The organism is Enterobacter sp. K510, from assembly GCF_055804875.1.
Genome location: NZ_JBNRLQ010000008.1, coordinates 139,597 through 153,519, shown reverse-complemented (window position 1 = coordinate 153,519; position 13,923 = coordinate 139,597). Strand labels below are relative to the sequence as shown.

The 13,923-nt window shown below is 57.0% G+C and carries 9 protein-coding genes; 5 read left to right on the top strand and 4 right to left on the bottom strand.

Features of this window, described 5'->3' with window-relative positions; all coding sequences use genetic code 11:
- The first annotated feature begins 68 nt into the window (after nucleotides 1-68).
- Nucleotides 69-2,213 (top strand): TonB-dependent siderophore receptor, encoded by a 2,145-nt coding sequence (locus tag ACQUTD_RS15370; RefSeq protein WP_473277030.1) that lies wholly within the window; start codon nucleotides 69-71, stop codon nucleotides 2,211-2,213.
- Between the two features lie 45 nt (nucleotides 2,214-2,258).
- Here ACQUTD_RS15370 and maeB read toward each other — a convergent pair whose 3' ends face one another.
- Nucleotides 2,259-4,538 carry an NADP-dependent oxaloacetate-decarboxylating malate dehydrogenase gene (gene maeB / locus ACQUTD_RS15365; RefSeq protein ID WP_473277029.1) on the bottom strand — a complete coding sequence of 760 codons (2,280 nt, stop codon included), beginning with the start codon at nucleotides 4,536-4,538 and terminating at the stop codon, nucleotides 2,259-2,261.
- Between the two features lie 280 nt (nucleotides 4,539-4,818).
- On the opposite strand from maeB, the gene tal reads away from it, so the two are divergent.
- Nucleotides 4,819-5,769: a transaldolase gene (gene tal / locus ACQUTD_RS15360; protein WP_072569286.1), complete on the top strand. Its 951-nt coding sequence runs from the start codon at nucleotides 4,819-4,821 to the stop codon at nucleotides 5,767-5,769.
- Nucleotides 5,770-5,789: 20 nt separating this feature from the next.
- Complete coding sequence (tkt, locus tag ACQUTD_RS15355; RefSeq protein WP_473277028.1) at nucleotides 5,790-7,784, top strand: transketolase; 1,995 nt, start codon at nucleotides 5,790-5,792, stop codon at nucleotides 7,782-7,784.
- Here tkt and ACQUTD_RS15350 read toward each other — a convergent pair.
- Nucleotides 7,774-8,817, bottom strand: a complete 1,044-nt coding sequence (locus ACQUTD_RS15350) for a DUF1176 domain-containing protein (RefSeq protein ID WP_473277027.1) — start codon at nucleotides 8,815-8,817, stop codon at nucleotides 7,774-7,776. The genes tkt and ACQUTD_RS15350 overlap by 11 nt on opposite strands.
- A 127-nt stretch (nucleotides 8,818-8,944) precedes the next feature.
- Nucleotides 8,945-9,514 carry a GDP-mannose pyrophosphatase NudK gene (gene nudK / locus ACQUTD_RS15345; RefSeq protein ID WP_473277026.1) on the bottom strand — a complete coding sequence of 190 codons (570 nt, stop codon included), beginning with the start codon at nucleotides 9,512-9,514 and terminating at the stop codon, nucleotides 8,945-8,947.
- 165 nt (nucleotides 9,515-9,679) lie between these two features.
- Here nudK and acrD point away from each other — a divergent pair, with 165 nt between their 5' ends.
- On the top strand, nucleotides 9,680-12,790 hold the full coding sequence (acrD, locus tag ACQUTD_RS15340) for a multidrug efflux RND transporter permease AcrD (RefSeq protein WP_072569290.1): 3,111 nt from the start codon (nucleotides 9,680-9,682) through the stop codon (nucleotides 12,788-12,790).
- 107 nt (nucleotides 12,791-12,897) lie between these two features.
- Here the strand turns inward: acrD and ypfM are convergent, their stop codons facing one another.
- Nucleotides 12,898-12,957 carry a protein YpfM gene (ypfM, locus tag ACQUTD_RS15335; protein WP_100181659.1) on the bottom strand — a complete coding sequence of 20 codons (60 nt, stop codon included), beginning with the start codon at nucleotides 12,955-12,957 and terminating at the stop codon, nucleotides 12,898-12,900.
- A 609-nt stretch (nucleotides 12,958-13,566) separates the two neighbouring features.
- Between ypfM and ACQUTD_RS15330 the strand changes: the two genes are divergently transcribed.
- Nucleotides 13,567-13,923 carry an ArsC family reductase gene (locus ACQUTD_RS15330; protein ID WP_473277130.1) on the top strand — a complete coding sequence of 119 codons (357 nt, stop codon included), beginning with the start codon at nucleotides 13,567-13,569 and terminating at the stop codon, nucleotides 13,921-13,923.

Here is a 13,923-nt window from a genome sequence, read left to right as displayed (position 1 = left end):
ACCTGCGATCCCCCTCCGGGGGACGCAGGCGGATGATGGCAAAAGCAAAACGGGAAATTAATAATAAAATGTTTAATAAAAATAAGATGATGCAACTCTGGGTGCTCAGCCTGGCGGCGGGTGCTGCGCTGCCGGTGAAGGCAAATGAAGAAACCATGGTGGTGACGCCGGGTACCGCAGAAGATCCTACGGCGCCCGTTAAAGGCATAGTGGCGACCAAAACCCTGTCGTCCACCAAAACCGCCACTGAGCTGGTGAAAACGCCGCAGTCGGTGTCAGTGGTGACGCGCGATCAGATGAAAGCGCTGGATGTCACCTCGGTGTCGCAGGCGTTGCGCTACAGCGCCGGGGCCTTTACCGAATACCGCGGCTCGTCGAACCGCAATGATGAGGTGTTCGTGCGTGGCTTCAGCTACGTGCCGAAATACCTCGACGGGCTGAGTTTTGGCGCCAGCGCGTCGTCGCAGACCGGCACGGTGGATCCCTGGCTGCTGGAGCGCGTTGAACTGGTACGCGGCCCGGCGTCGGTGCTGTTCGGTCAGGTGAATCCGGGCGGGCTTATCAGCATGACCAGCAAACGTCCAACGGCGGAGCCGATCCACAGCGTGCAGTTCCGCACCGGCAATAACGAGCTGGCGGAAGGCGCCTTCGATTTTGGCGGCCAGCTGAGCGACGATGGCCGCGTGCTGTATCGCGTCAACGGCCTTGGCCGCACCCAGCATAACCAGGTGGAGGATTATAAAGAGACGCGCATGGCGATCGCCCCGGCGATCACCTGGTTCCCGAACGATCAGACGCGTTTTACACTGCTTTCCAGCTACCAGAAAGATCCCGACGCCGGGTATCGCAATTTCCTGCCCTATTACGGGACGGTGGTGCCGGTGGACGGCAAGTATATCCCGCGGGACTTTAACGTCAGCGATACGGATTACGACCAGTCCTGGCGCGAGCAGACGATGATCGGCTATGAGTTTGAGCATCAGCTTAATGAGGCGCTCACCTTCCGCCAGAATGCGCGTTATTCCACCATCAAACAGAAATACCGTTATCTGGTGTATGCCACCAGCGCCGCTAACAGTTCCCTGCTGACCCGCCGCGCCCAGCATGAAACCCGTCAGACCGATGAGTTTGGCCTTGATAACCAGCTGGAAGCGCAATATGTCACTGGCGAGATAAGCCATACGCTGCTCGGCGGCGTGGATTATAAGTCCAGCAACGATCGCCAGACGCTGGCGCGCGGCGCAGGCTCGCAGTATGACCTTGACTGGCAGCGTCCGGTGTACGGCGTGAAGGTGGATGAAGGCGCATTCCGTACGATGACCGACGAAAAACAGACGCTGGATCAGCTGGGCGTGTATGCGCAGGATCAGCTGAGCTGGAATAACTGGGAATTACTGCTCTCCGGGCGTTATGACTGGGACGAAGTGCGCACCAGCGACTTTACCGGCACAGCGGATACGGTGCAGCAGAACGACAATAAATTCACCTGGCGCACCGGCCTGCTGTATGCCTTTGATTTCGGCCTGTCGCCGTACATCAGCTACAGCACCTCCTTTGAACCTAACCTGCAAACTAACCGCGCGCCGGGCGTGGCGCCGTTCAAACCCACTACCGGCAAGCAAACGGAAGTGGGCGTGAAGTATCAGCCGGTGGACAGCACCCTGATGACGCTGGCGGTGTATGACTTAAGACAAAATAATGTGCCCACCTATGACAGCGCGGCGGGCTGGTTTGAAAATGCCGGGGAAGTGCGCTCAAAAGGCGTGGAAGCCGAAGTGCATTCCACGCTGCTCGACAGTATTAACCTGATCGGCGCATACACCTACACCGACGCGGAAACCGTCAGCACCACGGTCGCCGGCACCGAAGGTAAAACCCCGGCGCGTATACCGACGCACATGGCTTCGGCTTTCGCCAGCTATACCCTGCCGGGCGGTCCGCTGAAAAGCCTGACCGCAGGGGTGGGTATGCGTTATATCGGCACCAGTTACGGCGACGCGCGCAACAGCTTTAAAGTCCCGGCGGTGGATCTGTATGACGCGATGGTAAGTTACGATCTGGACGAGATGAACGGCAGCCTGAAAGGGGCGTCGGTACAGTTTAACGTCAATAACGTAGCGGATACCAAATATGTGGCGTCCTGCGCCAGCGACTCGGCCTGCTTCTATGGCGTGGGCCGCACCATGACGGCGACGGTGAGTTATAACTGGTAAGGTGAAAGAAAGCTCCCCTCACCCGCCGGTGAGGGGAAAACAGGATCACAGCGGCTGCGTCTGGGCTTCGACCACCGCCAGCGCCACCATGTTGACGATACGCCGTACGGAGGCGATCGGCGTCAGCACATGCACCGGTTTTGCTATGCCCATCAGCACCGGGCCAACGGTGACGCCTTCTGAGCTGGAAACGCGAAGTAAGTTGTAACTAATGCGCGCCGCCTCCACGTTCGGCATCACCAGAATATTGGCCGAGCCTTTCAGCGGGCTGTCCGGCATGCGATCCTGGCGAATACTCTCCACCAGCGCCGCATCGCCGTGCATCTCACCGTCGATCATCAGATCCGGCGCGCGTTCACGCACCAGCGCCAGCGTGTCGCGCATTTTGCAGGCCGCAGGCGAATTCGATGAACCAAAGTTAGAGTGCGACAGCAGCGCCACGCGCGGTTCGATACCGAAGCGGCGTACGGTTTCCGCCGCCATCAGGGTGATCTCCGCCAGCTGTTCCGGCGTCGGATCGTCGTTGACGTAGGTATCGGTAATAAAGGTGTTGCCGCTCGGCAGCAGTAAGGCGTTCATCGCCCCCGCCGCGTTCACGCCATCGCGATAGCCGAACAGCTGCTGCACCACGCTGAAATGCTCATGGTAATCGCCGATGGTGCCGCAGATCAGCGCATCCGCTTCGCCGCGCTGTACCATGATCGCGCCGATCACCGTGGAGTTGCTAATCACCGCGCGCTGCGCCTGCTCCTGGGTGATCCCCCGGCGTTTCATGATGCCGTAGTATTCGTTCCAGTACTCTTTAAAACGCGGATCCGATTCGTTGTTGACGATCTCAAAATCGACGCCCGCCTTGATTTGCAGCCCCAGCTTCTGGATACGCATTTCGATGACGCCCGGACGACCGATCAGGATCGGCTTCGCCAGTCCTAACGTGATCAGCTCCTGGGTGGCGTGCAGCACCCGCGCTTCCTCACCTTCCGCCAGCACCACGCGTTTCGGTTCACTGCGTGCCTGGGAGAAAATCGGCTTCATGAACAGGTTGGTTTTGTAGACAAACTCCGTCAGCTTGTCGATGTAGGCGGTAAAGTCTGTGATGGGCCGGGTGGCGACGCCGGTGTCCATGGCCGCTTTTGCCACCGCCGGGGCGATCTTGACGATCAGGCGTGGATCAAAAGGTTTCGGGATCAGGTAGTCGGGGCCGAAGTTCAGATCCTGATCGCCATAGGCGGAGGCCACCACTTCGCTCTGCTCGGCATGGGCCAGTTCGGCGATAGCATGCACGGCGGCCAGCTTCATCTCTTCGTTAATGGCGGTAGCGCCAACGTCCAGCGCGCCGCGGAAAATAAACGGGAAGCAGAGGACATTATTCACCTGGTTCGGATAGTCGGAACGACCGGTGCAGATAATGGCATCCGGACGGACTTCTTTCGCCAGCGGCGGCAGGATCTCCGGCTCCGGATTGGCCAGCGCGAGGATCAGCGGCTGACGCGCCATCTCTTTGACCATTTCCGGCGTCAGCACTTTCGGTCCGGAACAGCCGAGGAAAATATCGGCGTCCTTCACCACGTCTGCGAGGGTGCGCCTGCCATCATCGTCGATGGCGTAGGCGGCTTTGGTTTCCGCCATGTTCGGCTCGCGGCCTTTGTAGATCACCCCTTTTGAGTCGCAGACCACAATATTGTGTTTTTGCATGCCGAGCATGACCAGCAGGTTCATACAGGCAATGGCGGCGGCGCCCGCGCCGGATACCACCATGCGCACGTCTGAGAGGTTTTTCTCCACCACGCGCAGGCCGTTTAAAATGGCTGCGGTGCTGATAATGGCGGTGCCGTGCTGATCGTCATGAAACACCGGGATGTTCATGCGTTCGCGCAGCTTCTGCTCGATGTAAAAACACTCCGGCGCTTTGATGTCTTCAAGGTTGATGCCGCCAAAAGTGGGTTCCAGCGAGGCCACCACGTCGATCAGCTTGTCGGGATCCAGTTCGTCCACTTCAATGTCGAACACGTCGATGCCGGCGAATTTTTTAAACAGTACGCCCTTTCCTTCCATCACCGGTTTGCCTGCCAGCGCGCCGATATTGCCGAGGCCAAGCACGGCGGTACCGTTGGAAATTACCGCCACCAGGTTGCCGCGCGCGGTGTATTTGTACGCCGCCAGCGGATCTTTTTCGATTTCCAGACAGGGCGCAGCCACGCCCGGTGAATAGGCCAGCGCCAGATCGCGCTGCGTCGCCAGCGGTTTAGTGGGGGAAACCTGAATTTTGCCGGGAACCGGGAATTCGTGAAAATCGAGCGCGCTCTGTTTTAGTTGTTCATCCATTATGGTGATCCTTTCACGTATCGTTAGTAGGGTTGAAGCGTGATAGCTATCCTGATGCATCCACCAGTATCGCCCCATGACGGCTCATAAACTTTGAACGCCGCCAAACTCTTACCAATCCAAAAGCAAATTTGTTATCAAATTATAACAGTGCTGTTACACCCTTCCCCGGCAAGCCAGCCCCGGTCTGCTATGCTTTTTTATCAGGCCCGTGAACAACTTCACAAAAGTGTGCGATAACACACTAGCGTAAGCTTTTGGTTTTTAAGGAGTATTTAGCATGAATTATTTAGACGGCATCAAAAAATTCACCACCGTGGTCGCCGACAGCGGCGATATTGAGTCCATTCGCAGTTATCAGCCGGAAGACGCCACCACAAACCCCTCGCTGCTGCTGAAGGCCGCCGCGCTGCCGCACTTCTCCCACCTCGTTGATGACGCGCTGGAATACGGTAAAAAACGCGGGAAAACCCAGGAGCAGATCGTGGCGGAGGCCAGCGACAAACTGGCGGTGAATATCGGTGCGGAAATTCTGAAAAGCATACCGGGACGCGTCTCCACCGAAGTGGATGCCCGCCTCTCTTATGACAAAGAAAAGAGCATTGCCAAAGCGCTGCGTCTGATTGAGCTGTACGAAGAACAGGGCATTGATAAATCCCGCATCCTGATCAAACTCGCCTCCACCTGGGAAGGCATCCGCGCCGCCGAGGAACTGGAAAAACAGGGCATCAAATGTAACCTGACCCTGCTGTTCTCCTTTGCGCAGGCCCGTGCCTGCGCCGAAGCGGGCGTCTACCTGATTTCGCCGTTCGTGGGCCGTATTTACGACTGGTATCAGGACCGTAAACCCATGGATCCGTACGTGGTCGAAGAAGATCCGGGCGTGAAGTCCGTACGCAATATTTATGATTTCTACAAGCGTAACCGCTTTGAAACCATCGTGATGGGCGCCAGCTTCCGTCGTATCGAACAGATCCTCGCGCTGGCAGGCTGCGACCGTCTGACCATCTCTCCGGCGCTGCTGAAAGAGTTGCAGGAGAAAGAAGGCACCGTTGAGCGCAAACTGGTGCCGTCTTCCCAGACCTTCCAGCGTCAGCCGCCGCTGACCGAAGCCGAATTCCGCTGGGAGCATAACCAGGATCCGATGGCCGTTGAGAAGCTCGCCGATGGTATTCGCCAGTTCGCTGTCGATCAGCGCAGCCTGGAAGATTTGCTTGCCGCCAAACTGTAACTTTTGCCATGGAGAGAACTATGTCCCGTAAAGAGCTTGCCAATGCTATCCGCGCCCTGAGTATGGACGCGGTGCAAAAATCCAATTCCGGGCACCCCGGTGCACCGATGGGCATGGCCGATATTGCGGAGGTGCTGTGGAACGACTTCCTCAAGCACAACCCGACGGATCCGACCTGGTACGATCGCGACCGCTTTATTTTGTCGAACGGTCACGCCTCAATGCTGCTGTACAGCCTGCTGCACCTCTCCGGCTACGATCTGCCGATTGAGGAACTGAAAAACTTCCGTCAGCTGCACTCTAAAACGCCGGGCCACCCGGAAATCGGCTACACCCCAGGCGTGGAAACCACCACGGGTCCGCTGGGTCAGGGGCTGGCGAACGCCGTTGGTCTGGCGATTGCCGAGCGCACGCTGGCGGCGCAGTTTAACCAGCCGGGCCACGATATCGTCGATCACTTTACTTATGTGTTTATGGGCGATGGCTGCCTGATGGAAGGGATTTCCCACGAGGTCTGTTCGCTGGCGGGTACGCTGGGGCTGGGCAAGCTGATCGGCTTCTACGATCACAACGGCATCTCCATTGATGGCGAAACCGAAGGCTGGTTCACCGATGACACCGCGAAGCGTTTCGAAGCCTACCACTGGCATGTGGTGCATGAAATTGACGGTCACGATCCGGAAGCGTTGAAAAAAGCCATCCAGGAAGCGCAGAGCGTGACCGACAAGCCGTCGCTGATCATCTGCCGTACGGTGATCGGTTATGGCTCGCCAAACAAAGCGGGCAAAGAAGAATCCCACGGCGCGGCGCTGGGGGAAGAAGAAGTCGCCCTCACCCGCCAGAAACTGGGCTGGAAACATGCGGCCTTTGAGATCCCGAAAGAGATCTATCGCGCATGGGACGCCCGCGAGCGCGGCGAGAAAGCCCAGCAGGCGTGGAACGAAAAATACGCCGCTTATGAAAAAGCGCACCCGGAGCTGGCGGCTGAATTTACCCGCCGCATGAGCGGCGGCCTGCCGGATAACTGGGAGCAGTTAACTCAGCAGTACATCGAAAAACTGCAGGCGGAGCCTGCGAAGATCGCCAGCCGTAAGGCTTCGCAGAACGCCCTCAACCAGTATGGCCCGGCGCTGCCGGAACTGCTGGGCGGCTCGGCGGATCTTGCACCCAGTAACCTGACCATCTGGTCCGGCTCGACCTCGCTGAAAGAAGATCCTGCCGGGAACTACATCCACTACGGCGTACGTGAATTCGGTATGACCGCCATCGCCAACGGTATCGCCCATCATGGCGGCTTTGTGCCTTATACCGCCACCTTCCTGATGTTCGTGGAGTATGCGCGTAACGCGGCGCGTATGGCGGCGCTGATGAAGGCGCGGCAGATCATGGTCTACACCCATGACTCCATCGGTCTGGGGGAAGATGGTCCGACGCACCAGGCGGTGGAACAGCTCGCCAGCCTGCGTCTGACGCCAAACTTCAGCACCTGGCGCCCGTGCGATCAGGTGGAAGCGGCGGTGGGCTGGAAGCTGGCCATTGAGCGCCATAACGGCCCGACGGCGCTGATCCTCTCCCGTCAGAACCTGACGCAGATGGAGCGTACCCCGGAGCAGGTGAAAGCCATCTCCCGCGGTGGCTACATTTTACAGGACGCCGACGGGACGCCGGACATCATCCTTATCGCCACTGGCTCCGAGGTGGAGATCACCGTCAATGCCGCCGCGAAGCTGCGTGAAGAAGGCCACAAGGTACGCGTGGTGTCCCTGCCGTCTACCGATATTTTCGATGCGCAGGATGAGGAGTACCGCGAGGCGGTGCTGCCGTCAGACGTCAGCGCCCGCGTGGCGGTGGAAGCGGGTATCGCCGACTACTGGTACAAATACGTCGGCCTGAAAGGGGCGATTGTCGGCATGACCGGCTACGGTGAATCCGCACCGGCGGATAAGCTGTTCCCGTACTTTGGCTTTACCGTCGACAACGTGGTGGCGAAAGCGAAGAAAGTGCTTAACGTGTGATCCACAGGGTGGGCCAGGCATCTGGCCCATGCCAGTTATCACAGCTTGGCTCTTCCGCATAGCGCACCAGACGAAAACGCTGGCCGTCAAACCGCCAGCGGGTCTGAATACCACAATCTGTCAGCCCGCGACCTTTGGCCAGCGTGGTCAGCTCGCGGGTTTTCGTATCAAATCCCACGTTCATCATTTCCATATCGTTATCCCCGCTGGCGGGCGTGAACGGCAGGCGCAGTTTCACCATGCGCGATGCATAAGGCTTTTCACGGGATACCAGCCAGGCGAGATCCACCGTGTTATAGGCTCCGGCTTCACAGCCAATCATCAACAGCGCTTTATCGTCCGTTAACGCGGTCACCCGCACTTCCCGGCGCGCCGGATCGAGGGAACACTGGGTATTGCCCATCCGCCAGTTGCCATAATCCAGCAGGTCGTCCAGCTCTTCCCGGGTGAGCGGCGTGGGCGTCGGATTAACCCGCGCGACGCCTTTCAGCGCAGGCGCAGGCGGCACGCTGAGCGGCGGGCTACTGCCTTTGTTGATCCACGCGGTTTCACTGCCGACGCGCTTTTGCTGGGCATCGATAAACAGCAGCGCGGCTTTTAATCCCACCAGCGAAATCATCCCCTCGCCGTTTTGCAGGGTAATGGTTTGCGCCTCCTGAATGGTCTGCAAAAAGTCGCTGATGGTGGCGGCATGGCCGGTGATCAGGCGCTGAGGCGTAACGCTCCAGTTGGTGGAGGTCAGCGGCAGAGGTTTGCCGTCCAGTAACAGCCGGGGGGCAATGGGGGCGATGCGGGCAGCGGGCTCGTCCAGGCCGCCCATTTCGATACGCAGGGTGGCGTCGGTTTTCGCGCCGGCGCTGCGGGCCAGCGTCATCACCAGCCCGTGATGCTCGCCGGTGTTACGCGTCACGCAAAAGTTCTGGTTGTTGCAGGTCACCTGCCAGTCTGAGTAACGCTGCTGGGCAGGCGCCGCCCACGACGAAAACGCCGTCAACAGGCCGAGAAAAAACAATATCAGAACGCGATAACGCATGGACAGCACAACCCCGGAAGAAAATACGCTTAATTAAACGCGCGTATGATCTTCATTCGGAGGTTGATGCTCAATCAGAATTATCGGATAGATTTATTTAAAATACATCTTATTAACCTGATTAAAATCAAGCCATTAGTCCGGACGCCTGTAAATATTGCAGTAATATCACCGTCTTACCGTCACGAATTTCGCCCCGCTGTACCATGGCAAGCGCTTCGGCAAAGGGGATTTCCAGCACTTCAATATCTTCATCTTCCACGCCGCCGCCCGCATTAGCACGCTGGGCTTCGCTGTATTCGGCTATAAAGAAATGCACGATTTCCGTGACGCCGCCGGGGGACATGTACAGCTCGAACACTTTGCGCACCTCGCCGACTGCATAGCCGGTTTCTTCGATGGCTTCTTTACGGATACACACTTCCGGCTCGTCATCGTCCAGCAGACCGGCGCAGGCTTCAATCAGCCGTCCGTCCGGATTACCGTTCACAAAGCTGGCGACGCGGAACTGGCGGATCAGCACCACGCTCTGTTTTTCCCGGCTGTAGAGCAGAATGGTCGCCCCGTTGCCGCGATCGTACACTTCCCGTTTGTGACGAATAATCTCGCCGTTTTTCCGCGTTAAGTCGTAGGTGATATTGCGCAGCACGAAGTAGTTTTCTGAAAGGATTTTGTCTTTGATGATTTCAATATTCATCGGTAATACGACTCCACGACACATAGCAGGATCATGATGATACGTCGTGACGACGGTAATTTACACTTTCTCCTTTTTTTCTCCACGTTTAGTCGCCCTGATGCCGCTAAAGTGAAGCGAGCAATGTAAAATAATGAAGTACAGCAAAAAGAGGTCCTGTTTCTGATGGCGAATTTCTTTATAGATCGCCCCATTTTTGCCTGGGTGTTAGCCATTATTCTCTGCCTGACCGGCGCCCTGGCCATTTTTTCATTACCCGTTGAGCAATATCCCGATCTCGCCCCGCCTAATGTGCGGGTCACCGCCAACTATCCCGGCGCGTCGGCGCAGACGCTGGAAAACACCGTCACCCAGGTGATCGAGCAGAACATGACCGGTCTCGATAACCTGATGTATATGTCGTCGCAGAGCAGCGGCACCGGCCAGGCGTCCATCACCCTGAGCTTTAAAGCCGGTACCGATCCGGACGAAGCGGTGCAGCAGGTGCAAAACCAGTTGCAGTCGGCGATGCGTAAGCTGCCGCAGGCGGTGCAGAATCAGGGGGTGACGGTACGTAAAACCGGCGATACCAACATCCTGACCATCGCCTTTGTCTCCACCGACGGCTCCATGGATAAGCAAGATATTGCCGATTATGTCGCCAGTAATATTCAGGAACCGCTGAGCCGGGTGAACGGCGTCGGCGATATTGACGCTTATGGTTCGCAGTATTCGATGCGTATCTGGCTCGATCCGGCGAAGCTTAACAGCTTCCAGCTCACCGCCACCGACGTGACGGACGCCATTAAATCCCAGAACGCGCAGATCGCCGTCGGCCAGCTGGGCGGCACGCCGTCGGTGGATGACCAGGCGCTGAACGCCACCATTAACGCCCAGTCGCTGCTGCAAACCCCGGAGCAGTTCCGCGCCATCACCCTGCGCGTGAATCAGGATGGCTCAGAGGTGAAGCTGGGGGATGTGGCCACCGTCGAAATGGGTGCGGAGAAGTATGACAACCTCAGCCGCTTTAACGGGAAGGCCGCCTCCGGACTGGGGGTGAAACTGGCCTCCGGCGCCAACGAAATGGAAACCTCGAAGCTGGTGATCGACCGCCTCAACGAACTGGCGCCTTTTTTCCCGCATGGCCTCGAATATAAAGTCGCCTACGAAACCACCTCCTTCGTAAAAGCGTCGATTATCGACGTGGTGAAAACCCTTATCGAAGCCATCGCGCTGGTCTTCCTGGTGATGTACCTGTTTTTACAAAATTTCCGCGCCACCCTGATCCCGACCATTGCCGTGCCTGTGGTGCTGCTCGGCACCTTTGCGGTGCTTTACGCCTTCGGCTACAGCATTAACACCCTGACCATGTTTGCGATGGTGCTGGCCATCGGTCTGCTGGTGGATGATGCCATTGTGGTGGTGGAGAACGTCGAGCGCATCATGACGGAGGAAGGCCTGTCGCCCCGCGAGGCGACACGCAAATCCATGGGGCAGATTCAGGGTGCGCTGGTGGGTATCGCGATGGTGCTGTCGGCGGTGTTCGTGCCGATGGCCTTTTTCGGCGGCACCACAGGAGCTATTTACCGGCAGTTCTCCATTACTATCGTCGCCGCCATGGTGCTGTCGGTACTGGTGGCGATGATCCTCACCCCGGCGCTGTGCGCCACCATGCTTAAACCGCTGCATAAAGGCGAGCAGCACGGTCAGAGAGGGTTCTTTGGCTGGTTTAACCGCATGTTTAACCGCAACGCCGCACGTTATGAGTCCGGCGTGGCGAAGATCCTGCATCGCAGTCTGCGCTGGATGGTGGTTTATGTCCTGCTGCTGGGGGGCATGGTGTTTCTGTTTTTACGCCTGCCGACTTCGTTTTTACCCCAGGAAGATCGCGGGATGTTCACCACCTCGGTACAGCTGCCGAGCGGCGCCACCCAGCAGCAGACGCTGAAAGTGGTGCAGAAAATCGAAGACTATTTCTTCACCCATGAGAAAGATACCGTCACTTCGGTATTTGCCACCGTCGGCTCCGGCCCTGGCGGTAACGGGCAGAATGTGGCGCGGATGTTTGTGCGCCTGAAAGACTGGGAGGAGCGGGACAGCGAAACCGGCACCTCTTTCGCCATTATCGAACGCGCCACCAAAGCGTTCAGCCGCATTAATGAAGCGCGGGTATTCGCCAGCAGCCCGCCCGCGATCAGCGGACTGGGCAGCTCGGCGGGTTTTGATATGGAACTACAGGATCACGCCGGAGCCGGACACGATGCGCTGATGGCCGCCCGCGACCAGCTTATGACGCTGGCGGGGGATAATAAACAGCTTACCCGCGTACGGCACAACGGGCTGGACGACAGCCCGCAGTTGCAGATCGATATCGATCAGCGCAAAGCGCAGGCGCTGGGCGTCTCCATTGATGACATTAACGACACGCTGCAAACGGCGTGGGGCTCCAGCTATGTGAACGACTTTATGGATCGCGGCCGCGTGAAAAAGGTTTATGTGCAGGCCGCCGCCAAATATCGCATGCTGCCGGACGACATCAACCTGTGGTACGTGCGCAATAAAAACGGCAGCATGGTGCCCTTCTCCGCCTTCGCCAGTTCGCGCTGGGAGACGGGTTCGCCACGACTGGAGCGCTATAACGGCTATTCAGCGGTGGAGATCGTCGGCGAGGCTGCGCCGGGCGTCAGTACCGGCACCGCAATGGACATTATGGAAAACCTGGTGAAACAGCTGCCGGGCGGCTTTGGCCTGGAGTGGACGGCGATGTCGTATCAGGAACGGCTCTCGGGCGCGCAGGCACCGGCGCTGTACGCCATTTCGCTGCTGGTGGTGTTCCTCTGCCTGGCAGCGCTGTACGAAAGCTGGTCGGTGCCCTTCTCGGTAATGCTGGTGGTGCCGCTGGGGGTGATAGGCGCGCTGCTCGCCACCTGGATGCGCGGGCTGGAAAACGACGTTTACTTCCAGGTGGGGCTGTTGACGGTCATTGGCCTGTCGGCGAAGAACGCCATTCTGATCGTGGAATTTGCTAATGAGATGAACGCCAGAGGCCAGGATCTGCTCTCCGCCACGCTTTACGCCTGCCGTCAGCGTCTGCGCCCGATCCTGATGACCTCGCTGGCGTTTATTTTCGGCGTGCTGCCGATGGCGACCAGTACCGGCGCAGGCTCCGGTAGCCAGCATGCGGTGGGCACCGGCGTGATGGGCGGGATGATTTCCGCCACTGTGCTGGCCATCTTCTTTGTGCCGCTGTTCTTCGTGCTGGTGCGTCAGCGCTTCCCGCTGAAAGACGGTCAGTAAGTTTGAACAAATAAAAAAGGCGACCCGTCAGGTCGCCTTTGCTTTGTGATATTTTTCACAATTTTTTATGGTTTCAGTGCTTCTTGCTTTACGTCTTGTTCCGGAAATTATTTACGAAGCATGCCTTCGATAAAGTCTTTCCAGTTCCCCAGTTCATGTTCAATCATAACAACCTCTGTAATTATTATGGCTATTCTACGAAAACAAAACGGTGTTGTGAAGATATTTTAAGCGATTGCTACGATTGTTATCCCCGCCACTTCTTTTGCCTGAATTAACTATGCCCGGTATCGCATTATATTTTTGTGATACATAGCAATATTCTGAAACGAACGATAGAAACGTTTCGCTCACGTGACGGCGGTCATAAAACTGCGCAAAACCGCTCAAGTTTTGCCTCGCCCGCCTCTCCGCCGCCCGGATCCTGCGAATGCAAAAAATTATCATCTACAGCAATATTAAGATTTCTTAATATATAATTTCATGATGTATGATTCGCAGCAATATCACTTTCAGGCGCAGTATTTTTGTTATTAATGCGCATGCAAAAAAGATGATATTTTATTCATAAATAGATACCCTGCTATTAATAAGCCAGTGTAGAGAGAAATAATAATAACGCGTAAAATTAGCCCGCTAATGACAGCCATTGTTCAAAATAATTGACAGCCAAAGGCAAATTTACCCAAACTCATTCATGAATGTTATACAATGAGTGGTTTCAGGATCACAAAAACGACACAGGACTGGACATGACCGCTTCCGCGCAACAGGCCATCATCACGCTGTATGGCATAAAAAACTGCGACACCGTCAAAAAAGCCCGCCGCTGGCTGGACGATCAGCAGATTGATTACCGCTTCCATGATTACCGCACTGACGGCCTGGATCTGCCTTTATTACGTACCTTCGTTGACGAACTGGGCTGGGAAGCGTTGCTGAATACCCGCGGCACCACCTGGCGCAGGCTGGACGAAGCACAGCGCGCGGGCATCACCACTGCCGATGCGGCCATGGCGCTGATGCTTGAAATGCCGGCAATTATTAAACGCCCATTGCTCTGCGCGCCCGGTAAGCCTATGCTGCTGGGTTTCACTGGATCCAGTTACGAGCTGTATTTTAACGAGGTGTAG